General features: G+C 45.1%; 26 protein-coding genes. 7 read left to right on the plus strand and 19 right to left on the minus strand.

What is annotated here, in order from left to right; all coding sequences use genetic code 11:
- Positions 1 to 10 precede the first annotated feature (10 nt).
- The 6 genes from glpG to ftsY form a co-directional block, all read right to left on the minus strand.
- Positions 11 to 853 (minus strand): rhomboid family intramembrane serine protease GlpG, encoded by an 843-nt coding sequence (gene glpG, locus QQ041_RS19420; protein ID WP_146489780.1) that lies wholly within the window; start codon positions 851 to 853, stop codon positions 11 to 13.
- 49 nt (positions 854 to 902) lie between these two features.
- Positions 903 to 1223, minus strand: a complete 321-nt coding sequence (gene glpE, locus QQ041_RS19425; protein ID WP_048658877.1) for a thiosulfate sulfurtransferase GlpE — start codon at positions 1221 to 1223, stop codon at positions 903 to 905.
- A gap of 442 nt (positions 1224 to 1665) precedes the next feature.
- On the minus strand, positions 1666 to 2523 hold the full coding sequence (rpoH, locus tag QQ041_RS19430; RefSeq protein WP_017055518.1) for an RNA polymerase sigma factor RpoH: 858 nt from the start codon (positions 2521 to 2523) through the stop codon (positions 1666 to 1668).
- Between the two features lie 177 nt (positions 2524 to 2700).
- Positions 2701 to 3669 (minus strand): permease-like cell division protein FtsX, encoded by a 969-nt coding sequence (gene ftsX, locus QQ041_RS19435; protein WP_285954863.1) that lies wholly within the window; start codon positions 3667 to 3669, stop codon positions 2701 to 2703.
- On the minus strand, positions 3656 to 4333 hold the full coding sequence (ftsE, locus tag QQ041_RS19440) for a cell division ATP-binding protein FtsE (protein WP_004736585.1): 678 nt from the start codon (positions 4331 to 4333) through the stop codon (positions 3656 to 3658). Before ftsE ends, ftsX begins: the two co-directional genes overlap by 14 nt.
- Before the next feature lie 78 nt (positions 4334 to 4411).
- Positions 4412 to 5638 carry a signal recognition particle-docking protein FtsY gene (gene ftsY, locus QQ041_RS19445; RefSeq protein WP_285954864.1) on the minus strand — a complete coding sequence of 409 codons (1227 nt, stop codon included), beginning with the start codon at positions 5636 to 5638 and terminating at the stop codon, positions 4412 to 4414.
- Positions 5639 to 5868: 230 nt separating this feature from the next.
- Here ftsY and rsmD point away from each other — a divergent pair, with 230 nt between their 5' ends.
- Positions 5869 to 6471, plus strand: a complete 603-nt coding sequence (rsmD, locus tag QQ041_RS19450; RefSeq protein ID WP_017061036.1) for a 16S rRNA (guanine(966)-N(2))-methyltransferase RsmD — start codon at positions 5869 to 5871, stop codon at positions 6469 to 6471.
- Between the two features lie 10 nt (positions 6472 to 6481).
- A complete protein-coding gene (locus QQ041_RS19455) occupies positions 6482 to 6748 on the plus strand; it encodes a DUF1145 domain-containing protein (protein ID WP_016784000.1) in 267 nt (88 codons plus the stop codon).
- Between the two features lie 115 nt (positions 6749 to 6863).
- Here the strand turns inward: QQ041_RS19455 and QQ041_RS19460 are convergent, their stop codons facing one another.
- From QQ041_RS19460 to QQ041_RS19475, 4 genes are all read right to left on the minus strand, one after another.
- A complete protein-coding gene (locus QQ041_RS19460; protein ID WP_146489783.1) occupies positions 6864 to 7448 on the minus strand; it encodes a YhgN family NAAT transporter in 585 nt (194 codons plus the stop codon).
- 218 nt (positions 7449 to 7666) lie between these two features.
- On the minus strand, positions 7667 to 7903 hold the full coding sequence (locus QQ041_RS19465) for a YecH family metal-binding protein (protein ID WP_017061034.1): 237 nt from the start codon (positions 7901 to 7903) through the stop codon (positions 7667 to 7669).
- A gap of 90 nt (positions 7904 to 7993) precedes the next feature.
- The gene (locus QQ041_RS19470) at positions 7994 to 8614 is read right to left on the minus strand and encodes a lysoplasmalogenase (protein ID WP_146489784.1); all 621 of its coding nucleotides are present in this window, start codon (positions 8612 to 8614) and stop codon (positions 7994 to 7996) included.
- A 927-nt stretch (positions 8615 to 9541) separates the two neighbouring features.
- Positions 9542 to 9916, minus strand: coding sequence for a hypothetical protein (locus QQ041_RS19475; RefSeq protein ID WP_004736595.1), 375 nt, complete (start codon positions 9914 to 9916; stop codon positions 9542 to 9544).
- A gap of 244 nt (positions 9917 to 10160) precedes the next feature.
- Here QQ041_RS19475 and QQ041_RS19480 point away from each other — a divergent pair, with 244 nt between their 5' ends.
- The gene (locus QQ041_RS19480; RefSeq protein ID WP_017061032.1) at positions 10161 to 10490 is read left to right on the plus strand and encodes a DUF2500 domain-containing protein; all 330 of its coding nucleotides are present in this window, start codon (positions 10161 to 10163) and stop codon (positions 10488 to 10490) included.
- Positions 10491 to 10550: 60 nt separating this feature from the next.
- Here the strand turns inward: QQ041_RS19480 and QQ041_RS19485 are convergent, their stop codons facing one another.
- From QQ041_RS19485 to rhtB, 7 genes are all read right to left on the minus strand, one after another.
- Positions 10551 to 11564 (minus strand): acyltransferase, encoded by a 1014-nt coding sequence (locus QQ041_RS19485; RefSeq protein ID WP_285954865.1) that lies wholly within the window; start codon positions 11562 to 11564, stop codon positions 10551 to 10553.
- A gap of 175 nt (positions 11565 to 11739) precedes the next feature.
- Positions 11740 to 12960, minus strand: coding sequence for an organoarsenical effux MFS transporter ArsJ (gene arsJ / locus QQ041_RS19490; protein WP_210447748.1), 1221 nt, complete (start codon positions 12958 to 12960; stop codon positions 11740 to 11742).
- Positions 12961 to 13056: 96 nt separating this feature from the next.
- Positions 13057 to 13548 carry a cyclin-dependent kinase inhibitor 3 family protein gene (locus tag QQ041_RS19495; protein WP_285954866.1) on the minus strand — a complete coding sequence of 164 codons (492 nt, stop codon included), beginning with the start codon at positions 13546 to 13548 and terminating at the stop codon, positions 13057 to 13059.
- A 186-nt stretch (positions 13549 to 13734) separates the two neighbouring features.
- Entirely contained in the window at positions 13735 to 14736 is a 1002-nt protein-coding gene (locus QQ041_RS19500; RefSeq protein WP_285954867.1) for an ArsJ-associated glyceraldehyde-3-phosphate dehydrogenase, read from the minus strand.
- Positions 14737 to 14777: 41 nt separating this feature from the next.
- Positions 14778 to 15119 carry a helix-turn-helix transcriptional regulator gene (locus tag QQ041_RS19505; protein WP_146489789.1) on the minus strand — a complete coding sequence of 114 codons (342 nt, stop codon included), beginning with the start codon at positions 15117 to 15119 and terminating at the stop codon, positions 14778 to 14780.
- Between the two features lie 99 nt (positions 15120 to 15218).
- On the minus strand, positions 15219 to 16439 hold the full coding sequence (locus QQ041_RS19510; protein WP_285954868.1) for an EAL and HDOD domain-containing protein: 1221 nt from the start codon (positions 16437 to 16439) through the stop codon (positions 15219 to 15221).
- 45 nt (positions 16440 to 16484) lie between these two features.
- On the minus strand, positions 16485 to 17102 hold the full coding sequence (rhtB, locus tag QQ041_RS19515) for a homoserine/homoserine lactone efflux protein (RefSeq protein WP_210447744.1): 618 nt from the start codon (positions 17100 to 17102) through the stop codon (positions 16485 to 16487).
- Between the two features lie 81 nt (positions 17103 to 17183).
- Between rhtB and QQ041_RS19520 the strand changes: the two genes are divergently transcribed.
- A complete protein-coding gene (locus tag QQ041_RS19520; protein ID WP_146489791.1) occupies positions 17184 to 18170 on the plus strand; it encodes an alpha/beta fold hydrolase in 987 nt (328 codons plus the stop codon).
- 176 nt (positions 18171 to 18346) lie between these two features.
- A complete protein-coding gene (locus QQ041_RS19525) occupies positions 18347 to 19174 on the plus strand; it encodes a Cof-type HAD-IIB family hydrolase (protein WP_146489792.1) in 828 nt (275 codons plus the stop codon).
- Between the two features lie 74 nt (positions 19175 to 19248).
- On the opposite strand, the gene QQ041_RS19530 is transcribed toward QQ041_RS19525, so the two are convergent.
- Positions 19249 to 19716: an EVE domain-containing protein gene (locus tag QQ041_RS19530; RefSeq protein WP_285954869.1), complete on the minus strand. Its 468-nt coding sequence runs from the start codon at positions 19714 to 19716 to the stop codon at positions 19249 to 19251.
- Positions 19717 to 19755: 39 nt separating this feature from the next.
- Between QQ041_RS19530 and QQ041_RS19535 the strand changes: the two genes are divergently transcribed.
- Entirely contained in the window at positions 19756 to 21300 is a 1545-nt protein-coding gene (locus QQ041_RS19535) for a COG3650 family protein (protein WP_285954870.1), read from the plus strand.
- A 2-nt stretch (positions 21301 to 21302) separates the two neighbouring features.
- A complete protein-coding gene (locus QQ041_RS19540; protein WP_210447739.1) occupies positions 21303 to 21899 on the plus strand; it encodes a tRNA-uridine aminocarboxypropyltransferase in 597 nt (198 codons plus the stop codon).
- Positions 21900 to 22044: 145 nt separating this feature from the next.
- On the opposite strand, the gene QQ041_RS19545 is transcribed toward QQ041_RS19540, so the two are convergent.
- Positions 22045 to 24525 carry an EAL domain-containing protein gene (locus tag QQ041_RS19545; RefSeq protein WP_210447738.1) on the minus strand — a complete coding sequence of 827 codons (2481 nt, stop codon included), beginning with the start codon at positions 24523 to 24525 and terminating at the stop codon, positions 22045 to 22047.
- Between the last annotated feature and the right edge of the window lie 180 nt (positions 24526 to 24705).

The raw sequence follows: 24705 nt of genomic DNA on the forward strand, positions 1-24705 counted from the left end.
AAGAGATGAGTTAGCTTCTTGCCGAGCTTGGTGCTTTCATCGCATCGATAAAGCCAATAATCACACCAGCGGCTAGGCCAGCTAAATGCGCAGTATTGGCGATAGCCATAAATGGCTGCATGTACCCAAGTACCAACCACACCAACATAAAGCCGACAATCTGTCTCGGAATACCTAAACCAAGTTGCGGCGCCTTCGCACCGACAACCCATAAGTAACCAACCAAGGCATACACAACACCAGACAAACCACCGAAGTTCGCCCCCTCAACCCAATACTGCCCAGCACCTGAAAGCGCAGAAGAGACAGCAAATATTTGCAGTAACTTAAGACCGCCTAACTTTTTCTCAATATCTCCACCCAGTTGCCACCACCACAAGATATTAAATGCGATGTGCATAACTGAGAAATGCAAAACAGCATGACTGAGCCAGCGCCACAATTGCCATTGCTGCCCATCAACCGCAGGGAAATGCAATGCGTTAAAAATCGCTTGCCCGAACCCTATCTGCTGCAAAGCAAAAATCACCACACACACCAACATGATACTCAGTGTCACTGGGCCAGCTTTGGCTTTTATCATGCCCATGAAGCTTGGCGTGTGATAATGAAAGTTGCTCTTTCTAGTCTCTGCCATATCCCAAGACGCCGCTTGATAACGCTTATGATTGGGTTCCGACAAAAAGCGGTTGAGCTCAGCTTCAGTTTCCACCTGAAATTGACCATCAATAAGCCAAAGAGCAAAACGCCCTTCCCCCTCAGGAGACATCTGAATAGGGATCTGACGAGACGCCATATAATCAATAAATGCTTGAGCAAGACGTGGGTTGTCTAACACCATCAATCTAATCATTGTTACTTCCTATTCATACTATGAGAGATGCTTGAAGCGATAAAGGTAATTAACCAGCAATCACAGGAAGTTCAGCACGGTGCCAAGCTTCGAAACCGCCGTCTACACTATATACCTCTTCAAAGCCTTGGTTCACTAAATATTGTGCTGCACCTTGGCTACTAATACCGTGGTAGCACATCACCAAGATAGGTTGTTCGAACTCAACCTCATCCATGAACGACACCATTGTATCGTTAGTCAGGTGGTAGGCTGTTTGTGAGTGAGCAACCGCAAAAGACTGCGGGTCACGTATATCGACAAGTCGAGCGTTGCCTTGTTCAATGAGGGCTTGAGCGCCTTTAACATCGATATGTTTAAACTGGTCCATGACTTTCTCTTTTATACTGATTTACTTTGCTGCCATTGTAACCTATCCCAAGGCTAACATTCACATCCACTTAATAAGGTTATCCACCAGCGATCACTTTTACACCATTTGTGGATAAATCTGTGAATTGCGTGAATAAAGTGCCTTTTTAAAAATAGATCCACAACATGTAGTAAGGATCCTGATCTAACTGTGGGTTAACTGAAAAATATCCCCACTCTAAAAACCCCGTCAAAGCCTTACTACACCCTGCTTTTAGACAGCTGACGAATAAACTTCTCACAGAGTTATCCACAAAATCATTTTGCAAATTTCGATCGCAAAAGTTGAGAAATCGATCCAAAACAAAAAGGCCGAGATCTCTCGATCTCGGCCTTTTCAAAATTCAGTTATTTGCTAGCTCTACTATTAGAAGGTAGAAGCTAATAGAAACTAGATGCTATTAGAAATCGCCAACGGCTTGCTTCAATTTCTTCATCGCATTCTTTTCTAACTGGCGAACACGCTCTGCAGAAATGCTGTAGGTATCCGCTAAGTCTTGCAGGGTTGCTTTGTTGTCGTCTAACCAACGTGAGCGAACAATGTGTTGGCTACGCTCGTCTAAGCTTGCTAGTGCGAGTCCTAGGCGATTATTGGTGTGTGACTCCCAGTTAGCCGCTTCTACCGTTTCAGCAACGTCTGATGCTTTGTCTTCTAGGTAGTAAACTGGAGCTGTGTAAGCAGAACCGCCGTCGTCATCGTCCATAGGCGCTTCAAACGTCGCGTCTTGTGCCGCCAAGCGAGATTCCATTTCACGAACTTCAGAAGGCTCAACACCTAGCTCACGAGCAACTGTCTCAACTTCACCGTTATTAAACCAACCTAAACGCTTTTTAGACTTACGAAGGTTAAAGAACAGTTTACGCTGTGCTTTAGTTGTCGCAATTTTAACGATGCGCCAGTTACGCAGAACGTATTCATGGATTTCAGCTTTAATCCAGTGAACTGCGAAAGAAACCAATCGAACACCAACTTCTGGATTGAAGCGCTTAACAGCCTTCATCAAGCCGATGTTACCTTCCTGGACGAGATCAGCCATTGGCAACCCGTAGCCAGAGTAGCCTCTTGCAACGTGCACCACGAATCGTAGGTGGGAAAGGATCAAACCTTTCGCAGCATCGATCTCACCTTTGTAATGTAATCGCTCTGCAAGTCCACGTTCCTCTTCAGGTGTCAGCATTGGGTAGCTGTTCGCTGAGCGGATATAGCTATCTAAACTATCTTGTGTGACTAAAGCCATTTGATACGCTTGGTTTGCCATTCGGTTCCTCATCAATCTCTGATCTGGAGTAATACATCTATTAAAACCCGACAATCTTGAACCTAAAATGAACAGGTTTCAAGGAGGGGGAAGTAATTATGCATAATCAATTCGTCTATACAAGACAAAAACTGGTTAAGAAGTGCCTATTTTTCGTCTAAATATGACTCTATTCACCTAAACTGGTTCAATTTCTTTTAGGTGACGCTGTGCAGAAAGCTTCGCAGCCACACTACCCAGCAGGGTTCCGACGATCAAAAGCAGTAAAGACTCATCCCAACTCAGGCCAATTAAACGGAAGTGACTGTCGTATAGCTGAGCCAAGTCATCCACTGCGCTGTTCAGTAATACGGTAATCAATGCCGTCATTACCCAAGCGCTAATCGAACCTAAAACGCCAAACCACATCCCTGCATAAAGGTATGGTCGAAGAATATAACTGTCGGTCGCACCAATCAGCTTCATGGTTTGAATCTCTTCTTTATGCGCCAACACATTAAATCGTAGTGTATTGCCGATAATCAGAAATACCGCGCCCAACATCAATACCGTTAAGGTAATCACGATGACAGCCGCTAATGCTTTGATCGCATCTAATCGAGCTAACCAATCTTCGTCTAAACGAACATCGGTGACTAATTCTTGTTGTTTAACTGTGCCTGCCAGTTCTTTAATTAGGGTATCGCTGTGTACGCTTGGCGTAATCACCAGCACACCTGGCAGTGAATAATCGTCTAAGATGGTTAGGGCATCTTCAAAACCAGAATACTGGCTGAGGTCTGCAAGCCCTTGCTGTGGAGAGATGTACTCCACCAGCTCGACTTGAGCCCAACTTTCGATTTCATCCTTAAGCACCATTACTCGGGGCTCAGGAATACCATCCTCTACATAAGCACTTATTTGTGACGGGCTAGTGACATCTTGCGCTACTTCACCCACATTTTTACCCAATAGGTACAAACAAGCTGGCATCGCCAACGCCATTGAGATCACCGCAAGGGTCAGCAAGTTGCCTAACGGGCGCTGCCACATTTGCGAGAACGATGACTTGGCTTGTTTCCAGTGAACGATAAAGAAGCCGTCGCTTGAGGTGCGGTTCGCTGCTCGATTAGATTGAGGTTTCTTAATGCGCTTATTCGCGGCCATAGTCTTCAACCTCACTCAAAAATCCTTGGTTTAATTCAAGATGGCGGTATTGAGGGCGAGTGTTCACTAACCCGATATCGTGCGTCGCTAGGATGATCGTAACACCTGCGCGGTTGAACTCTTCAAACAATCGCAACACACGGTTAGATAATTCAGGATCTAGGTTACCGGTAGGCTCATCTGCTAAAAGCAGAGTTGGGCGGTTCACCACAGCTCGAGCAATACCCACGCGTTGTTGTTCACCACCCGAAAGTTGGCTTGGCAAACAACGGGCCTTGTCTAGTAAACCTGTTTTGTCCAACGCAGCACTGACTCGGCGTTTTATTTCGTTTTCAGAAATAGATTCAATGCGCATAGGCAGAGCAACGTTATCGAAGATCGAGCGATCCATCAGCAGGCGATGGTCTTGAAAAACAATCCCAATATTACGACGTAAGAAAGGAATGTCTTTGGCTGGGATACGAGTGATATCGTGATCGTTGAACCAGACTCGTCCATCGGTTGGACGCTCTATCGCGCAGATCAACTTCAGCAAGGTACTTTTACCAGCCCCAGAGTGCCCACCCAAAAAAGCCATCTCTCCACGTTTCAGGTGAAAGTCTACTTTTTGGAGCGCTTGTCTTCCACCTCGGTAAGCTTTACTCACTTGCTGAAATTTGATCACCGAAAATTCCTCTTACGATCACTAATATCAAATTTAAAAACGGTAGCAAATTAAGGATAAACCACTTTGCTACTCGCGTTACTCTTCGCGGCTAAATAGTGCTTCAATGAAGTCTTTAGATTCAAATGGACGCAGGTCATCAATACCTTCACCCACACCAATGTAGCGGATTGGAATCTGGAACTGGTCAGCAATTGAGAAAATCACACCACCTTTCGCCGTACCATCTAGCTTAGTCAATGTAATACCCGTGACCGGAGCCACTTCACTGAATAGTTTCGCTTGGCTGATAGCATTCTGACCCGTACCTGCATCTAGCGTTAGCATGATTTCGTGTGGTGCAGAGTCATCAATCTTCTTCATTACACGAACGATCTTGCGTAGCTCTTCCATCAGGTTGCTCTTATTCTGCAAACGACCCGCTGTATCGGCAATCACAACATCAACGCCACGCGCTTTCGCTGCTTCAATCGCATCGTAGATAACAGACGCACTGTCCGCACCAGTGTGCTGAGCGATAACTGGCACATCGTTACGCTGACCCCAAACCTGAAGCTGTTCAACCGCTGCTGCACGGAAGGTATCACCCGCAGCTAGCATCACTTTCTTGCCTTCATTTTGGAATTGTTTCGCCAACTTACCGATCGTAGTTGTCTTACCCACACCGTTCACACCAACCATTAAGATAACGTAAGGTGTTTTAGTGGTATCAACAACCAGTGGCTGTTCCACTTGACTTAAGATGTCTGCCATCTCTTCTTTGAGCAAACCATATAGAGCTTCGCCATCTTTTAAGTCATTGCGAGATGCTTTTTCTGTCAGGTTTTCAATGATCTTAACGGTAGTATTCATACCCACGTCAGCAATCAGAAGTTGTTCTTCTAGCTCTTCAAACAGATCTTCATCGATTTGCTTACCTTTGAATAGACCAAAGAAACCCGCACCGATGTTTGCTTTAGTACGACTTAGGCTGCGCTTAAGGCGAGCAAAGAAGCTTTCTGTCGGCTTCTCTTGTACTTCTTCAACCTTAGCTTGAGGAGCCACCACTTCTTCCTGCTCTGCTTCTGCTTCTGCTTCTGCTGCGACAGGTTGCTGCTCTTGTTGAGTTTCTTCAAGCGCTTGCTCAGATTCAGTTGGCATAGCGACTTCAGCTTCAGGCGCGACCTGTTCAGCCTCAACTTGTGATTCAACTTCAGTTTGATCTTCAACGCTTTCTACGTTCGCTTCATTCTGAGTTTTTAGGCTTTGTTCTTCTTCACCAAAACCAAGCCACGATAATAATCCGCGCTTCTTTTTTTCCGTCATCAGAGGAGTTTCCTAGATCTACTAATTAGCTGTATTGACTTAATACACGTCGACTCTTTGCTATTGTTATACAATACAAGCTTGTACAAACGAATAGTAAAGAAAAATGACAAAGCAGTGATAAGTTTGCTTTTAGCTTGATACACTTTGTCATTGCAAATTTATTTAATACACAAACCCACTTAAATTGGGCTCGGTATAGTATCACTTTATTAGCGGTCAAAAAATCTATGGTAAGACGTCGCCAGCAAAACACATCACAAAAAAAGCCATCCGGAGGCTTTGTTCGAATTATTAGTGGCTCATGGAGAGGTAGAAAGCTACCAGTTCATGATTTAGAAGGATTACGCCCAACCATTGACCGAGTAAAAGAGACACTCTTTAACTGGGTGGCTCAAGATATCCCACATTCAACTTGCTTGGATGTATTTGCTGGTTCTGGCGGTCTAGGTTTTGAAGCAGCTTCTCGCCAAGCAAAAATGGTGACACTGCTCGAAATGAATCAAAAGGCAGCCAAACAGCTTTCTGATAACGCGAAAGAGCTCAAAGCAGACAACATCAATGTCGTGAATACTGATGCTATCTCTTTCCTTAAGAAACCGGGCACTCCTTACGATATGGTTTTCCTTGATCCACCATTTCGTAAAGGCTTACTGGCAGAAACAGTACAACTGCTTGAGAGTAACGGTTGGCTTGCAGACAATGCCATCATTTACGTCGAGACAGAAAAAGAACTGAAACTCGAAGCTATGCCAGAGAACTGGGAATTGCATCGCGACAAGACCACCGGACAGTCAAGCTACCGACTGTTCAATCGAATCACTGAAGAATAGGAGTTATTGAATGAAGTTCTTGCTTCCACTAGCAAAAGCAGCCATCGCCTTTGTTTGGTTTATCTTAATCGTAAATATTTTCTACCCGTTCCCGGGTAATGCTGCGATTGCGCTTTATATCATGACAGCATTCTTGTTCTTCATGCACGGCCTGCAGATGCTGATTTTCATCGGTGCATTCGGCGATAAGATCGAGATGTCACGTTGGGAGAAGTGGTCAATATTGATTTTCGGCGTCTTTGCCTTACTCGATATCCGACGCAAACACATGATGTAATCAAGCTTAAGCTCAGATATAAAACGCTTAGCTACAGAAAACATCATGACAGAAACAGTGAAACAAAAACGCCGCTCATTTGAGCGGCGTTTTTTTATTTACTGTGGTAACGACATTAAGCCATGTAGCCTTTCACACCATCTAGGAACATTTGCGTCGACAACATAACCAGCAACAAGCCCATCAAGCGTTCGATGGCTTTAAGGCCCCTCTCACCCAGCACTCGCAGGAAGAAACCATTAAACATCAGAATAAAGAAGGTAGCCCCCCAAGCCAGCATCACCGCGCCTGAAAGCTCTAACATATTGTCAGGGTGCTGAGTCGACAACAGAATCAATGCCGCAATAACTGAAGGGCCAGCAATCATTGGGATCGCCATCGGCACAATAAACGGTTCTTCACCCGCCGCAAGGCCGGTAATACTGCCCGCACTTGGGAAGATCATCTTAATCGCGATGATGAACAGAATAATACCGCCAGAGATACTCAAGGTTTCAGGCTGCACGTGCAGGAAGTTCATGATGCTTTGACCAGCAAACAAGAACAACAGCAGAATAATCAGCGCAAACATCAGTTCACGAACAAGAACAATACGGCGACGCTTCGGATCAATATGCTTAAGGATAGAGAGCACGATTGGTAGATTACCAAGCGGATCCATAATAAGAAACAGCATGGTCGCTGCAGATAAAATTTCCATAAGTTTGTCTCGAAAAGCGTAAGTGCGCGGAGTATAGCAGCCTCAACATTGATTTTCGAACGCAGTAATAAAAGGATTAACTTATGTAATTAGAAGGGAATTTTTCGAGAGCAAATAGAAAGGTAGAAAGGTAATTTAAAGAGTGGAACCGAAAACATCGCATCCACTCCTCTTAATCTATAAAAGCCAAAAGGCTCTAAAAACCAAGTCACTGGGAATTAGTGGTTACACACACGTTCGCGATTAGTGCAAAGCTTGTCATCAATAACTACGACCTTTTCCATCTTCAAGAAAAACTTCAGCAATCCATCTAAATCCAGGCCGTTCAGCTTACAGGTATGAAAGCGCGCTTCTGCGCCATAAGTTTGAGCAAGCTCCTGCGTCAACTCTTCGCGAGTCAGTGGCTTTTCACTCAGTAGATTTAAAACGTTGTGTGCATGAATTTCGGTAGTCATAACTCTATCTCATGTTTAATGAAGTAGATGTAGAGTACCTACTTTCATCTGAGCTGTCTTGATGTAGCTCAGAGTTAAGCTAGCTCTACCCTAAATGGTAAGGGAAGCAACAATGAGAGCGTGAGCCAGAAAGTAACTGCCCGTCACCCAAAAGTAGGCACCCTTAATTGGGCTACGATAGAAATTTAGCGCGTATGCTAATGCCGAAAGCAGCAACACGGCACAACCAGCAAAGCCCACCGCATGCGACAGTTGAGGATCAAGCAACCAGAGTTCACCAGAAGCCCATGCAAGCTGAATAAGCACAATACCCATGATAACCACAGGAAAGACGAGTTTGTCTAAGCGAGGCAGTAATAAGAAGAAAGCAACGACACAAGCCGCCAACAGCAGCGCGAACAACCACCAGACCATTTCTCCTGATAGCTGTAACCAAAATGCTTTGCTGTAACAGAGCTGAGCCAACAAGAAGCAAACAAAATGCAGAGAACGTTTTTGAGTAACAGTATGCAAGACATCTGCGATCGCAGAAACCGCCAACCCAGCAACGACCCAATAGGTAAAATCAGCAACGACAGATTGAGTTAAAGCAATGGTCGCTAATAATACAAAGGTAAAAACCTTATACGATAAGGCCTGACCGATATGTCCATGTTTCGTTCCTGCTATTGCTCCGATACCAGACAAGGAAACCGCCAACCAACTCCACATACCATTTGCCCTATTGCTTTAAATCGTCGCCAGTCTAGGCACACGAGTGTTGATGTAAAGCCTCAGCGCCTCAAAGTTGGATCTTGATTACGCTTCCACTAAAAAGAGTCTCTTTAGATTGAAGTCGTAACAATTACTACCGTGACAATGGCCATTCGTTTAAAACTAGCGCGAATCATCATAAAACCCATTCAAAATGGCATTAGAGTCATCATACTTGAATTTTGGTCAATTCTAACCTATCAGACCCACCAAAACCGACCATATTCCGCCAAAAACCACACTTGAAAAATTAAAATAAACACATTTAAAGCAAACAATAACAATAACTTAAAGAGATAAACTCAAGTTTAATAGGAAAATAAAAACACCAACCAACCCTAGACTTGTAAAGTAGCCAGTTTTCTTTTTTAAAGCCCAGTTTTGTCAGGTTATTTCAAGCCCCCGGTAAAAACCGCCACAAAAACCAAGCCGAAAATTTAAAAAACTAACCAAAACAAACCTCACCACCACCAACCCCCATTAATACAGTTTAACAACCTTTAACAATATAAATCACACATAACAACCATTATAAAACAGCAACTTAAGATAAATAAGAACAAACATGAATCACAACGAACAAAATAAGAACACACCAAAATACACAGTTAAACAGAGCCAAACAAGCCAAAAACTAATAGTTTTCTACTACTTTTGGAGCTTTCGAAAGTAATTCTTGATCTAAACCTATAAGTGGGCTATTCTTTAAAACATAGCGAGAGACAACCAAATTTAGGAGTAGTGTTATGATTTCATCTTCGCAAAGACAAGGACTTGTAATGATCGCGGTAGTTGTAGGTCTAATGACACTACCGATGATGTACTAAGCAAGTTACAGATAAAAAAAAGGGACGCCATGAGCGTCCCTTTTTTTGTTCAATTTTTTCACTTCGAAAACAGATGCAGTGTTAGCACATCCCAGTTCGCATAATAGAAACCTGCGGCAGCTAAAGTCATTGCCATCATCAGTAAAATCGCAACTCGCCAGATAAAACGACCACTACGTGGAGTCAGCTCCTTCTCACAGTCGTTACACATCATGATGAATTTATGTTGGTCTTCCAACTTAGCCTCATGTTCATTGACTACCTTGTTACGACACGTTGCGATATAACGCAGCTTACTCACCATATCGTGCGGTAACCTTTCTTCACAGCTTGTTACAAGCTCATGCAATCCTTCGCCTTCGGCATGATATTGAAGCCTCAATAATTTCTCTATATTGCGAGTTCTTGTCACCACTTTTTCAATATCGGTCATCTTGGCCCTCCCACTCCACACTATAAGTCTAGTCGAGCATTTCCCTATTCTTATACAAAATCACTGTTATTTACGAGAGAAAGAGACAATAAATAACAATGCTTTATCCCAAACTGGCCATTAAATGTGATGTCTGCCGAAAAATAATCAGCTTGGCTTACAACAGTTCACGAATAACGGCTTTAAACACATATCCCTATTGCCTGAAAGACTAGAATAACCATCACGACTACATGGAGGTTATATGCCTAATTCACTCTTTTTTGCCATCTTTGCACTCGCTGCTCTAGCGGCTTGGGTATTTATTGGTTTCTATAGAAAACACTCGCAAGGTGAAAATGCGCCAGAGAAGAAAGTGAATGTCACGGTGTTAGACAAACAATCCATCGACCTTCCTGACGCAGAACCTGGCCAAGAAGATCAAGAGTACTGGATTTACGTTCAACGTGGTGTGGTTGGTCCGAAGCGAGAATTCCAAGTCGGCATCCACTACTTCCACGCCCTTAACCCGGGCGACAAAGGAACCTTAACCTACCAAGGCGATAAGTTCTTACACTTTGCGTTGAAGCGCTAAACGTCAGCCGCTTCAACTGTCTCCCCTAAGCAATCCATCAGAAAGCCTTAGCACTCACCGCTAAGGCAATAACCAACGTGTTTTCTCTGACTTAGAGACCAACCAGCTCATCCATAACGCGCCAGCTCCGCTGATCACAATCCATAATGGAATAACCCAAGCTGGATGTCCTTGGTACCAACCGAACTCTTTCATTGGCCACAAGACAATAGGGTGCAGCAGGTAAATACCTAAGCTGTGCTTACTGATAAAGCCAACTACTTGGTTACTCTTCTCAGACAAGCCTTCACCATAGTAACGGCATACCATGAACACCATGCTCGCTGCTAATACGGTATTCAACGTCTTGTAAGATAACCAGCGCCCTACCGTGTACTCTTCTGCCACCAAGCTTGCATCAACCACCATGTAAACCGTGGTTAGTAACGCAAATCCACCCAGTAATACACTCACGCCAACTGTCATCTTGTTAAGTGGCACAATCTTATACAGCAAGTAACCCAATGGTAAGTAACCGGTGTACAACCACAACTCGTGACTCCAAGGGCCATCGATTTTCAGTAAGAACAGCAATGTTGTGAACAACCATACCGCCGTAAAGGCATAGACAGATCTATCACCGTACTTTCTGACCATGATCTGCAAGAACGGAATCACAAAGTAGAGCGGGATGAAGTAATAGAAGAAACCAAGGTGGTAATAGGTGTAATGATGGTAGCTATTAAGCAACACGTCCCAACTGACGTCGGCATCAAAGCCTATTGCCGACCAACCCGAAAGATAGGTATAGAAAAGCGACCAGACAATGAAAGGTATCAGTACCTTACCCAGACGACGCTTGAGGTAGTATTTGGCGTCAAACGGGCGCTGATCACTGAGCATCAGTGCGCCAGTAATCAAAATGAAAACAGGTACTGCCCAGCGGCTGAAACCGTTTACCGTAATGGCAGTAAACCATTCACCGAAAGGAATAGTGCCCAATTCATTGCGATAAGGCGCCAAAACATGAATCGCGATAACCGCTACGGCCGCGACACATCGTGCTAAATCAAAAAAGAGAATTCGCTGCTTCATGTAAATGCCTGATTAATATTCAATCATTCTACTATAGCAATAAAAAAGCTGACCGGAATAAATACCAAGTCAGCTTAGTGTTAAAGGAGATGCTTATCGCGAATTTAGCTCATACGACGCTAGCTCATACGACGCTAGCTTATGCGACTTGAGCTCTTACTCATGCGGCTGAAGCTTATGCCGCTGAGATTTGCGGTACTTTAGGTAAACGCAGAGAGATCACCGTCGTTATAGCTAAGAATGCGAAGGAAACCCACAGACACGCAGACAAACCTGCCATTTGGAATACCAAGCCCGACAATATCGTGCCAATCAAACGGCCCATCGCGTTTGCCATGTAATAGAAACCGACATCAAGAGAAACGCCATCGCCTTTCGCATAACTCACAATCAAATATGAGTGAAGTGATGAGTTCACCGCAAAGATGGCACCAAATACCATCAAACCACCCACGATAACGAGCTCTGGTTGCCAACCAATCTGTACTGCATAAGCGATAGCAGCAGTCACGATAGCCAGCGCACCTGCCCATAACAGCGCAGCATGGCCATCTGGCACCTTGCCTTGAGCTTTACCAGTAATCTTCGGCGCAATGCCCTGTACAAAGCCATAAGCGATAGTCCAAGCAGCTAAGAAACCACCAACCCATGAATGATCCCAACCAAACACACTGCCTAGGTAAATCGGCAAAGCAATCACAAACCACACATCACGGGCACCAAATAGGAACATACGCGCTGCAGATAGGATGTTGATGGATTCAGACTTAGAGAAGATCTGTTTGAATTTAGGCTTGGTTTTCGCTTTACCCATGTCCGCTTCTAAGCTCAACACACTGCCAACGAAGACTAATGCCAACACGACTGCCATCGCAAGCACAGCGTATTGGAAGCCAATCGTTGAAAGCAACAAACCACCAATAAAGAAGCCTGCACCCTTCAGCGCATTCTTAGACCCAGTCAGAATCGCAATCCACTTATACAAAGCACCTTGCTGCTCATCCGGTACCAAGGTTTTGATTGAGCTCTTGGCACTCATCTTATTGAGATCTTTAGCGATACCTGACAAGGCCTGCGCTGCCATTACCCAAGGAATAGTCAACATAGCCGATGGCAATGCCAACATACCCAAGGCAAAGACTTGCATCCCGAGGCCAATGTTCATGGTCTTATTGAGGCCAAGACGCGCCCCCAGCCAGCCACCGATTAGGTTCGTCACCACACCAAAGAATTCATAGAAAAGGAACAGTGAGGCGATCTCTAACGAACTGTAACCAAGGTCGTAGAAATACAGGACCACCAGCATACGAAGTGCACCATCGGTAATGGTGAAGTTCCAGTAGTTGAAAGTCACCAACATGTATTGGCGAACGCTCTTACTTAGATTTGAAAACATAATGCTATCTCTGCAATCAAAACAAAAAGAGCTTTTGGATCACGATAAGCTTAACACTCCAGATACCAAAAGCTCCTTGTCTAACACCGATGACTATTAGCTATTCGCTACGCCATTGATGTACTCAACCTGGATAGGTTTAGTGAAAGCACCTGGACGCAGTGCTTGAACTTCTTGAACGATCTTGTCGAGATCCCAGCCTTTTTCTAAAAGCAGATGAGCCGCGAACAAACCGGTACGACCTGAGCCGCCCATGCAGTGCATTGCTACCTTAGCGCCACTATCAACAATTTTGTGTAGCTCTGGGCTTGCTGCAGACCATTTCGCCGCAAACTCAGCACCCGGAGCACAATCGTCTTCGATTTCGATTTGGAACCACTGCATGCCTAGCGCACGCGTTTTCTCGCCAAGTGCTGCCACGTCTTTGCTTGCTAGCTCTGCATCATCGAGCGCAGTCACAATAGCTTCAACGCCTTGCTCTTTCAGTTGTGCCAGAGATGTATCAAGATCAGCGTCTTTAGTACCTGGGCATGGAGTCAGAATCAGCGCGCCTTGTTCAAGGTCTAGTTGCCATGTTGGGTGTGTCATAGTGTTATCTCTTAAATTCTTATAGAACCAATACTCAAAATAATTGGAGTTGCAGCTAGGTAACCTTTTCCCTACAAAGGAATGAAGTTCAGCCCTATGAGCATAGGGGCTCTATGTGATTAGGGCGGCCGGCGCTCCAGTGAACTTACGCAGTTAACAACGCTGCAGCTTCAAGTATGAAGAGTATTAAGCTAAACCAACGGTACGCACTAACTCAGCGGTACGTGTCGCGTAACCCATTTCGTTGTCGTACCAAGCGTAGATCTTAACCATGCGCTTACCTACCAACATAGTTGATAGTGCATCTACGATGGTTGAACGTTGGTCACCTTTGTAGTCGATAGACACAAGTGGGCGCTCTTCAAAGCCAAGGATGCCTTTTAGCTCGTTCTCAGATGCTTCTTTCAACATCGCGTTCACTTCTTCTGCCGTCGTGTCTTGCTTCACTTCGAAGATGATGTCAGTCAGAGACGCGTTCGCTAGTGGTACACGAACCGCGTGGCCGTTGATGCGGTTTTCTAGCTCAGGGAAGATCTCAACAATCGCCTTCGCAGAGCCAGTTGTTGTTGGGATTAAGCTCATGCCACATGCACGTGCACGACGTAGATCTTTGTGTGGCGCATCTAGAATGGTTTGCGTGTTAGTTAGATCATGAATCGTTGTGAATGACGCATTCTCGATACCAAGCTTCTCGTTGATCACTTTCACTACTGGAGCGATGCAGTTAGTGGTACAAGACGCAGCCGTCACAATTTTGTGTACTGCTGGTTCAAAAATGTTGTCGTTCACACCAACAACGATGTTTGCGATGCCTTCTTCTTTCACTGGCGCTGATACCACAACACGCTTCACGCCTTGCTCTAGGTATTTGTTTAGGAAAGAAGTCTTACGGTGAACACCGGTCGCTTCGATAACCACATCACAGCCAGACCAATCGATCGCATCGATGTCGCGCTCTTTGGTGGTTTTGATGCGTTGACCGTTGATGATCATCTCATCGCCTTCAACCGAAACTTCGTGGTTCCAACGACCTTGAACTGAATCGAACTCTAGAAGATGTGCTAACGTTGCGGTATCGCCCGCTACATCATTAATTTGTACAAACTCTAGCTCTGCCCAATCGAATGCTGCGCGAAGTGCTAGACGGCCGATGCGGCCAAAACCATTAATACCTACTTTAACTGTCATCGTATGCTCTCTCAGCTAGTGGGGAATCTAAAAATATTCAATTAAACGCAACATTGAGGGCGTGAAGTCATAGCTTCTAGGCGTTCAATGTCTTGTTGATATTCAGTTTTCAAACAGTTCGATGCGATAAGGTCATCAATTAACTTTAGCATCCAACCCGGTAAATCTTTGGACAAGCGGTAGAAAACCCATTGTCCTTGGCGAACGTCAGTCAAAATGCCGTTTGAGCGCAACTGCGCAAGGTGGCGTGAAACCTTTGGCTGACTTTCTTGTAATGCCTGAGTCAACTCACCAACAGAGAGGCACTCTTGGCGCACAATCATCATTAAGCAACGCACTCGCGTTTCATCAGACAGTAATTTAAAAAATTGGTGAGGAAGCATAACTACATACTCATATATGGATATGCGCATATATTAATTATAAAAAAACGCACGTCAAGGCGTGCGTTTCAATTGTCATAAAAGTTTAACGAAGAAACATCAGAGCTTGTTGGTCACGGTATGACTCCAACGGCGAGCTTCGGTAAGCTCCGTTTTTACCTGATCCACGCTTAATCCTAAATCAGCGCAGTGCTCATCAAGCTGTTGCCAATCGGCATGTTCAAAGCTCTCTTCAAGCGCGAGCAAGGTACCATATGGCCCTTCTCTACGTAGCAGAGCCACCTTGATACTTTTACACAAAGGCAGTTGCTCAACTAAATTCTCTAACGATAGATCGAGCAATGCATCCAACAATGAGAACAAACCAATCATAAAGGCTTGCTCAGTGTGCCCTTCAAATACCTGATAACGAGACATACGCTGACAAAATTGCGCTCGCTGTAAAGACAAGCCATACAACTCTTTCGGCTTTTTATCAGAGACATAAGACGCCACCGCCAGCGAAACAAACATTTTCAGCTTCTCTTGCCCCAAGTAAACCAAGGCCTGACGGAATGACGAAATAGTTACCTCAAGACGAGGCGACATTGTGTTCACAAAGCGCAGTAGCTTATAAGACAAAGCGACATCCTTCGCGACGATGCTCTCGACACGTTGGAAGTCGACATCCGGCTTACACACTTCTTGGAACAGCTCCATGGCAATCACTTGTTCAGGGCTGATGTACTTGGTCTTGATGATTTCCGGTTTACTAAAGAAATAGCCTTGGAAGAACTTAAAGCCCGCCTCTTTGGCTTGCTGGAATTCTTGTTCGGTTTCGACTCGTTCAGCAAGAAAGCTAAACTTTTTCCCTTGATGAGCTTTTACCAAATCACACGCCTCATCCAAGCCCATCTGCATGATATCGAGCTTAACAATATGTGTGTATTTAAGGAAACGCTCCCATTCTGGCGTCGAAGTAAAGTCATCTAGAGCAATCATGTACCCCGCTTGGTATAGCTCTTTAACGGCTTCTAATAATTCGTCGGTCGGTTGGCAGGTTTCGAGGATCTCAACCACAACCTTGTCTTTCGGCAAGCTCAAAGGCAACCGACGAATCAAGCTTTGATACGGGAAGTTAATAAAGCAACGTGAAGATGGGATCGACGGGTTAAGACCAACCGACAAGAAATTCTCAACAATCAGACGATACGTTGCTCTGTTAGACTCTATATGCGCTGGATAGGCATTCCTTTCTCCGTCACGAAACAGCAGCTCATAACCAAGTGTGTTCTTGTTACGGTTTAAGATAGGTTGTCGAGCAACGTACGTAGCGGTCATTTCTTGATAACTCTAATTGATTTAACTATAACTCTATTGCTTTCACTAGGCTTTAGCGGCAGCCAGCAATGCGCCGCAGCCCATGAACATACCACCAAAGATTTTATTTATCTTACCCATTATGCGATCTGAACGAATAAAACGTCCCATTTGTGAAGCTAATGAGGTGTAGCCCAACATAACAACGCTATCAATGAATACCGTCGTCACACCTAGCACTAATAACTGCGGTGCTTGTGGTTGTGTGGGATCGATAAATTGAGGAAACAAAGCCACCAAAAATACGATAGATTTTGGGTTGGTAAGGTTAATCAGCACCGCATTTCTAAGCAGCTTGCCACTCGATAGCGTCGAGTTTTCTTGTGAAGCCACTAAGCTAGAGTTGTCACGCCACTTTTGAATACCCAACCAAAGAAGGTAAATCACGCCCACCCATTTGATGATAGTGAATGCCAACGCAGATTGAGCGACTAATGCGCCAATACCCGCGCCCACCAGCATTATGTGGAATGCAAGACCGAGCTGTAAGCCTGCGATCGACGCGAGCGACTTCTTGGTACCATAACTTAGTCCATTGCTGATTGAGTTAACGGTACCTGAACCCGGAGCCAAACTAAACAATATCGCCGTGACGACATAAGCAAGCCAAACATGAGTATCCATTTGCATTTCCTTACTAGTTCTTTAATCTAACAACATTAGTAGCGATAAAGCTCTCACATGCACCAGTTCAGGTAATTTCCCATGGAAAACCACAGCGTCGCCCCGTTTTCGTACACGCAAGAACCTCAGTTCGAGCAAGCGATTAAACACCCGATCCCCACTCTTTGGCAACAACGAAAAGATGGGTATGTAACATCATCCGGTAAAAAGAAGCTGTACTGGTGTAGCCTAACCTCACCGACTCATACCAAAGCCATCGTTATTTCAAATGGCCGTATCGAGTGCTGCCTAAAATACCAAGAACTCTTTTATGATTTCTATCAACAAGGCTATGACGTTTATTCATTTGACCACCAAGGTCAAGGTCAGTCGGAACGTATGGTAACAGACTCTGACATTGGTCACATTCATGAGTTCGATGATTATGCATCAGACATGTCTGACATCATTGCCAGTTTTGACTTAAGTAAATATACCGAGCGTTATCTTCTTGCACATTCAATGGGCAGTACCATCGCGACTCGCTATCTACAGACTCATCCGGATCACCCGTTTGATAAGGTAACCCTGTGTGCGCCGATGTTTGGCATCAACACTGAATGGTACCTAAAACCTATCGCGATGGTTGTTGGACAAGTGCTTACCGCGTATCACGCTAAACCAACTTATGCGCCAGGCCAACAAGCGTATTACTCAAAACCTTTCGAAAACAACTTACTGAGCCACAGCAAGGTTCGCTATCAGTGGTTCCGCCGTTTGTATGACGAGTCACCCTCTTTGCAGGTAGGCGGACCGAGCACACGCTGGGTGTGGCAAGGGTTAATGGCAGCCAAGCAGGCCATCCAACAAACTCGCCAAATCAAAATCCCACTGCTTTTGATTCAAGCAGGGGAAGAGAAGATTGTCAGCAACAGTGCCCAAGTAAAGTTCATCTCTAAACTGAAGAAAACCAACTCTAATTGCCAGTTTAAGTTGATTGAAGGTTCTAGGCATGAAGTGTTGTTTGAGCAAGATGAATACCGCAATCAAACACTGGATGCGATCAATCAGTTTTTTTCCCAGAGCTAACACGCTAAGCAACCTACCAAGAAGATATGTGCTAAAGAGGAAGAGAAGTAAGTGAGCTTTGCCCTCTTTTCTTGCATGAATTTGGCATACAATTTCTAGATAGAGATATTGTATTTCAAAGGGCGCTAGCATTGGCTGGTGTCGATATTGGTTAAGCATTTTGCAATGAGGGTTAAATGACTATTCCTGCACTTAAAGATTCCGTGAAAATCGTTGCCTCTGATTTAGATGGTACGCTTCTGGCTCCCAACCATCAGTTAAGCGATTTTACCAAGCTGACACTCAAGAAGTTACACGACCAAGGTTACACCTTTATCTTCGCGACGGGTCGCCACCATGTCGATGTTGCGGGTATTCGAGAGATTGCTGGTATTCCGGCCTACATGATCACTTCAAACGGTGCGCGCGTACACGACCAAAATGATCAGCTAATGTATAGCCAGAACGTGCCTCAGGATTTAGTTCAGCCTGTTATTGATGTGGTTCGCCAAGATCCAAACATCTTCATTCACATGTACCAAAATGAAGATTGGTTGCTGGATCGTGAAGATGAAATGCTGGCTAAGTTCCACAGTGAGTCTGGCTTTAGCTACAAGCGATTTGAAGCTGACAACGCGCCGAGTGATGGCATTGCGAAAGTTTTCTTCACACACCCAGAACAAGACCATGAATACCTAGTGACGTTTGAACAAAAGCTAAGAGACATGTTTGGCGACAAACTGAACATCGCTTTCTCAACACCTTGGTGTCTAGAAGTGATGGCAGCAGAAGTATCGAAAGGCCATGCGTTAGACGCGGTTGCGAAATCACTGAACCTGACTCTTGATAACTGCATCGCCTTTGGTGATGGTATGAATGATGCTGAGATGCTAGCTATGGCGGGTAAAGGCCTGATCATGGGCACATCACACGAGAAAGTGATGAAAGCTCTGCCAGACAATGAAGTGATTGGCAGCAACGCAGACGACGCCGTTGCTCACTACTTAGAAAAACACCTACTCTAAGCAGTCCCAATAAAAACATAAAGGCAGCCAATGGCTGCCTTTTTTGAACCTTACGCTAAAAGCTTCCTCTAAGGTTAGCGAGAACCGAGTACTTCTTTGCTTAAGATGGCCAGCCACTCCTGTTCAGTAACAGGCATGATGGACAAGCGATTACCGCGCTTCACCAATGGCATTTCTGATAGCTCTGGCATGGCTTTCAATGTTGCTAAGGGAATCAAACGCTCAGTCACTCGTACAAACTCGACATCCACCATAATCCAGCGAGGATTATCAGGAGAAGATTTAGGATCGTAGTAATCACTCTCGGGATCGAATTGAAAATGATCTGGGTAGGCTTCTTTGGTTACTTTTGCGATCCCTGCTACGCCAACTTTTTTACATGATGAGTGGTATATCATCACCAAGTCTCCAAGCTTGACATCATCACGCATCATGTTTCGAGCCTGATAGTTGCGTACACCCTCCCAACAAGAGGTTTTTTGTACTCTAAGAGTCTGAATAGAAAAGGTGTCGGGTTCTGTTTTAAATAACCAATATGCCATAATAAATCCAATTAACGGTTGCTCCGAGGAAGATATAACATGAAGGTAATGAAAAACCCAGTGACATGGCTAGTCGCATTCGCGCTACAAGGTTGTGTAACGGCGCCAGATACGCCGCAACAATCTGAAGTTCCACCAGCAACCTTGGATGAGCCACTGAGCATTCAACCGCAAACCTTCATCATGCGTGGTCAGGTTGTGGTTGGCCACGAAAGCCGAACCTTCACCCCTTGCGGTAGCCAACAACAATACTGGTTAGATTTAACACCAGAACTCGCATTAGAAGCGCAAGGGCTCTCAGCGAGACCTTACCAAGCCTTATACGGCGAGCTGATTGGTCATCTAACCGTACCGAGCCAAACAGGGTATAACGCAGATTTCACGGCACGTTTCGTGGTTGATCAAGTGAATATCCTAACCGCAGAAAACCCTGATCGTTGTGACCAACCCTTGCGTTCAACACGTGTATTCGGCAATGAACCTTTCTGGTCAGCAAGCTTCGATAAAGACCAGCTCAAATACACTAAGATGGGCGAACAGCCACAGATCCTCGATATTGAATCAAGCCGCACCACACCAAGCAGTCGTGATTACCAATTAGAAGGTAAAGCAGCGCAAGGCAAACTCAACCTTACAAAAGAGAGTTGCAGCGACGGCATGAGCGATTCGATCTATGGCTGGGAAGCGAAACTCAACCTTAATGACAACAAATACAACGGTTGTGCAACAGTATCTAACCAAGATCCAACTCTGGACTGGAGCGGACTCTACTTCGCAAGCTCAACACAAAACTCTGGGTTCTCAATTAACCTAGAGCTCAACGATGACCACAGCGCGATCACGACTTACTCTTACAGCAATGGCGATCCTTCGATTGTTGAACAAGGCTTCTGGCAGCAACTCAACCAAAATCAGGTTCAAGTTGTGATGACTCGCCACCAGCAGCAATACCTGATCTCAGAGCGTATCTTCACGCTCAATAACGGTAAGCTGGTCGCTGAGAAAGAAAAAGTGGGCAACGTTGTCTATCCGATTGCCAATGGTGGTCTGGTGCTATTTGAGGCCAAGAGTGAACAGGCACAAGTGAACACGACCACGGCCGTGGATCTAACCGCAAAGCAGGTCAACTCTAGCGATCAACTTGATCCAAAAGTCGACCAAGCGATCCGCGAGTATTTTAAGATCAACAGCAGCTCACCTGACGACACCAAATACCGCTGGTTAACCTACGACCTCAATGGCGACGGTAAAGAAGAGCTGTTCGCCCAACTCGATTGGTGTGGTTCTGGTGGCTGTACACTGCTAATTTTCGAAAACCATCAAGATAATTGGCGCTTCAATAGCCGAGTGACATTGGTTAAGGGCGACATACGCTTAGGTAAATCGCAAAACCACGGCTGGCAGGATCTGATCTTCAACGTCAGTGGCGGCGGTGCAACAGCCGCGAAACACACACTGTCATACTCTGGTGTCAGCTACCCACTCAACCCAAGTGTCGCTCCAGTTGCAAATGATGCTGATATCAGCGATGTGGTTTTGTTTGCTGATGGTGTCTCACCTGCACAAAGTGGGGTTAAGCTGTAAACATGAGTAACCTACAAGCTTGCCCTGGTTGTGGCTTCACTCACCAATGTATTTGTCACCTGATACCTAGTGTCGAAAGCCAAATCGATCTTGTACTGCTCACTCATGAGAATGAACTGTCGCGCGATACCAATACTGGAAAGCTGCTTCAGCAATCCCTTGATCAGTGTCGGTCCCTTGTATGGCAAAGGAAAACACCACCAGCGGAGCTAATGGCGCTGCTTGACGATGAAACACGGCAACCGTTTCTGTTATTCCCAAGTGATAAAAGTATCGAGTGCCAGCAAGCTGTGATGACCCAAGCCCTGAGTCGTAAACCGCTATTCATCATCTTAGATGGCACATGGCAAGAAGCGAAGAAGATGCTTAACAAGAGCTCATGGTTACAAGCCGTTCCACAAGTTCACCTCGACACCACTAGCGAATCTTCATACACCTTGCGCCGTAATCAAGACAGTGGCCACTTGTGTACTTGCGAGGTGGGCGTTGAGTTACTCAAGTCTTTAGGTGAGGGTGAACCTGCCAAACTCATTGATGACTACTACCAACAGTATCTAAAGGTATTCCATGCCGACAAGTGTGGCCATGCCCTCAAATAGACCAAGCAGGCGCGCGGGAAGGCAATAAACACATTTCAGGACGGAACAGATACTAAAAACAAAAAGGGTGAGCCATAAGCTTACCCTTTTTACATCGTACTTTAGCTATTGAGCCACTAGTGTTTCACGTGAAACTCTCGCTCCATCAGAACAAACGCTGAGGCTGACCAAAGTAGTAACCTTGCAGGTAATCGACACCCATATCCTCTGCGATTCGACACACCTGTTCATTATGTACGAACTCCGCCACCGTCTTAGCATTCAGAATCTGACATAAGCTCACCAGCTGTTGCGCTATCTTACGTTGCTTTTTATCCGTATCGATATTGCGAATTAGACTACCATCAAGCTTTATGACTTGTGGTTCTAGCTTCAATATCTCATCAATGTTCGAATAGCCTGAACCAAAATCATCGACAATAATATTCACACCAAGATCACGGAAGTGGTTACACACCTCAATCAAGCGACCGTAATCCTGAATTTGTTCCGTTTCCAACACTTCTAAACCAATACGCTGTGGGTGACTGATTTTCTTGATGGCTTGTTCAAGATGAAGAATGGTTTTCTCATTGCTGAAATCTTGTGGCGCTAAATTAATTGAGAACGAATCGGTTCGCTGACTCATAAAATCAAAGGTGCGCGTTATCATCTGACGACTGAGGCGTGTATAGAGGTGCGTTCCTTCTATGATTGGCAAAAACTTACCCGGTGCAATCAACTGACCGTCTTCTTCAATTCGAACCAAGCACTCGTAGCTCTCTACCTGATGGCTATGCGCCGAAACAATCGGTTGAGAACACGCCACAATATTCTGATTAAGCACAGCGCGACTCACGCACGACAGCCAACCAAGTTGTTCTTGGCGATGCTTCTCCAGTTGAATTAACGTCTTAGCATTAACTAAGTGTTTATTCTGGCTGACGGCACTGCGCCTCGCATCAATCGCCTTCAATAATAAGTCATCAATAGAGGTCGTTGGGAAATCTCGACGGCTGGCAATACCCGCACAGATAGACACCGACAAGTAATCAATATCGGGTAAACCTGTAGGTTCGAAATTTACATGCTCGGTTTGATCGGCAAACTCCGAGAATCGCTGATGAATATGTTCTTGGCTCGCCCAGCTATCGAACACCACTGCCCATTCACCAATACCGATACTGTAGAGCTGACATCCCTCATCAAAGAACTGCCACAGCGCCTTTTGAAAATACTCACTCAAATCATGCAGAAGCTTGTCACCCACTCGATAGCCGTACTTTTCATTGATCTGACCAAAGGTCGTGACCTTCAAAGCTAACAAGTGGCTATCACTGCTCATCTTCGACAGCTTCTCACGCAATACACTTCGATTAGGCAAGCCAGTACGGTGATCAATTCGGTAGCTCGCCGTTAATGCGGTGGCTTGTTGCTGAATCTTACTCGCCATGCTGTTGTTCATGTCATCGACATCAAGCAGTGCATTTCGGATCAATGAAAACAGAGGGGATATATTGGTCGCGGGTTGTGTATCTAATGGCAATACTACCTTACCCTCGCCTTCTCTTAATGCGAGGTAAGTGAGGCTATGGTGCAAGATTCGCTGTTGATCATTCTCTTGATAGAGTTCTCCCATGCAGTACACGCCATAGCTGTCGGCCAGCTTCTGGAAAACCTCAACCTCTTGGTTGCCATCAATAAAGTCGATGCGAGAGATACAGTTATAGATAAAAAACTGTTCCGGCTTATGAGAGGCAAGCTGTTGAACCCCCAGTCGGACCTGCTCCAGGGTCAATGAGGGATGGTCATAACAAAACCGGACCTCATCACCCACTTGGAATTGGCCACTGAACTCTATCTCTCCATATTCCGTCACCTTGAGCGGTAAGTGAATCCTTTGCTCTTTCGGATCACCAACCATCAAAGGAAAATTATGCAGTTGCTCAAAAGGCAATTCAAGGCCATCAGCGAGGTAACGATTGTAGAGCTCACGAACAGGTATACCATCCAATTCAACCAACCAGTTATCTTGGGCTCCTGTCACTCGGAAAGTCCGGCCAATAGGGTTCCATTCAGTGAAATAACCTTTAGTGATGGATAGCTCTGCACTGTGCAGCGCCAACATCACATAGGCATTTTCATAGCAAATACCGTTTAGCATCACCCATCGTCCATTATCTGTGATGGTCGATGCACCACCACAGATAGGTAATAAATATCTCGACTGCTCAAACGCTGAAAATAGAACTCGGTTATTTATCTGCAAGCGGTCTGCGAAACAGATGATGCTTTGAGTATTATCATTGCACTCAAGCTGTTGCCACATAGCGTGGCTATCGACCAATGGTTGCTCGCTATATTCGACAACACCACAAGAGTAAGACGTCGCGTCAAAACGGGTAACAATCAGATAAAGACCTTGGTGCAGGATGACGCCTTGGCTGATGTAGTGGTTAGCACTGCAACCAATCAGTTTGGCATTGGGGAAAGTCGATTGAATCACTTGGCAGGCAGCCGCAACAGAACCCTTCTCGAAAGACGAAAACACCTGAATTAGTAGGCTTTCGTGTTGATGAAAATCTATCTTTTCCAATTCACGTTGGGTTTGCTCAATGTCTTGTATCAGGAGAGAAGTCGACTGCATATTCACATTAATCGCTAGGTTAATGATTTGTTATTGTGCTTATTATAGATAAGGCTTGCACGGAATACTTACAATCGTCTTATAAATAATGTGACGTTAGTTAGACATCACTTATTCCACCACAAAGCAGACATCAATGGTGATTGAGCATTTTCGAAGCCAGCCGGCATGAGAATCCAT

Origin of the sequence: Vibrio sp. TMPB1044 (assembly GCF_030442075.1) — a bacterium.
GTDB lineage: Bacteria > Pseudomonadota > Gammaproteobacteria > Enterobacterales > Vibrionaceae > Vibrio > Vibrio satsumensis.

Excerpts from the sequence above, each read along its gene's own strand:
- glpG (WP_146489780.1), bottom strand. The coding sequence starts at position 853 with ATGATTAGATTGATGGTGTTAGACAACCCACGTCTTGCTCAAGCATTT.
- glpE (WP_048658877.1), bottom strand. The coding sequence starts at position 1,223 with ATGGACCAGTTTAAACATATCGATGTTAAAGGCGCTCAAGCCCTCATT.
- rpoH (WP_017055518.1), bottom strand. The coding sequence starts at position 2,523 with ATGGCAAACCAAGCGTATCAAATGGCTTTAGTCACACAAGATAGTTTA.
- ftsX (WP_285954863.1), bottom strand. The coding sequence starts at position 3,669 with ATGGCCGCGAATAAGCGCATTAAGAAACCTCAATCTAATCGAGCAGCG.
- ftsY (WP_285954864.1), bottom strand. The coding sequence starts at position 5,638 with ATGACGGAAAAAAAGAAGCGCGGATTATTATCGTGGCTTGGTTTTGGT.
- rsmD (WP_017061036.1), top strand. The coding sequence starts at position 5,869 with ATGGTAAGACGTCGCCAGCAAAACACATCACAAAAAAAGCCATCCGGA.
- QQ041_RS19455 (WP_016784000.1), top strand. The coding sequence starts at position 6,482 with ATGAAGTTCTTGCTTCCACTAGCAAAAGCAGCCATCGCCTTTGTTTGG.
- QQ041_RS19460 (WP_146489783.1), bottom strand. The coding sequence starts at position 7,448 with ATGGAAATTTTATCTGCAGCGACCATGCTGTTTCTTATTATGGATCCG.
- QQ041_RS19465 (WP_017061034.1), bottom strand. The coding sequence starts at position 7,903 with ATGACTACCGAAATTCATGCACACAACGTTTTAAATCTACTGAGTGAA.
- QQ041_RS19470 (WP_146489784.1), bottom strand. The coding sequence starts at position 8,614 with ATGTGGAGTTGGTTGGCGGTTTCCTTGTCTGGTATCGGAGCAATAGCA.
- QQ041_RS19475 (WP_004736595.1), bottom strand. The coding sequence starts at position 9,916 with ATGACCGATATTGAAAAAGTGGTGACAAGAACTCGCAATATAGAGAAA.
- QQ041_RS19480 (WP_017061032.1), top strand. The coding sequence starts at position 10,161 with ATGCCTAATTCACTCTTTTTTGCCATCTTTGCACTCGCTGCTCTAGCG.
- QQ041_RS19485 (WP_285954865.1), bottom strand. The coding sequence starts at position 11,564 with ATGAAGCAGCGAATTCTCTTTTTTGATTTAGCACGATGTGTCGCGGCC.
- arsJ (WP_210447748.1), bottom strand. The coding sequence starts at position 12,960 with ATGTTTTCAAATCTAAGTAAGAGCGTTCGCCAATACATGTTGGTGACT.
- QQ041_RS19495 (WP_285954866.1), bottom strand. The coding sequence starts at position 13,548 with ATGACACACCCAACATGGCAACTAGACCTTGAACAAGGCGCGCTGATT.
- QQ041_RS19500 (WP_285954867.1), bottom strand. The coding sequence starts at position 14,736 with ATGACAGTTAAAGTAGGTATTAATGGTTTTGGCCGCATCGGCCGTCTA.
- QQ041_RS19505 (WP_146489789.1), bottom strand. The coding sequence starts at position 15,119 with ATGCTTCCTCACCAATTTTTTAAATTACTGTCTGATGAAACGCGAGTG.
- QQ041_RS19510 (WP_285954868.1), bottom strand. The coding sequence starts at position 16,439 with ATGACCGCTACGTACGTTGCTCGACAACCTATCTTAAACCGTAACAAG.
- rhtB (WP_210447744.1), bottom strand. The coding sequence starts at position 17,102 with ATGGATACTCATGTTTGGCTTGCTTATGTCGTCACGGCGATATTGTTT.
- QQ041_RS19520 (WP_146489791.1), top strand. The coding sequence starts at position 17,184 with ATGGAAAACCACAGCGTCGCCCCGTTTTCGTACACGCAAGAACCTCAG.
- QQ041_RS19525 (WP_146489792.1), top strand. The coding sequence starts at position 18,347 with ATGACTATTCCTGCACTTAAAGATTCCGTGAAAATCGTTGCCTCTGAT.
- QQ041_RS19530 (WP_285954869.1), bottom strand. The coding sequence starts at position 19,716 with ATGGCATATTGGTTATTTAAAACAGAACCCGACACCTTTTCTATTCAG.
- QQ041_RS19535 (WP_285954870.1), top strand. The coding sequence starts at position 19,756 with ATGAAGGTAATGAAAAACCCAGTGACATGGCTAGTCGCATTCGCGCTA.
- QQ041_RS19540 (WP_210447739.1), top strand. The coding sequence starts at position 21,303 with ATGAGTAACCTACAAGCTTGCCCTGGTTGTGGCTTCACTCACCAATGT.
- QQ041_RS19545 (WP_210447738.1), bottom strand. The coding sequence starts at position 24,525 with ATGCAGTCGACTTCTCTCCTGATACAAGACATTGAGCAAACCCAACGT.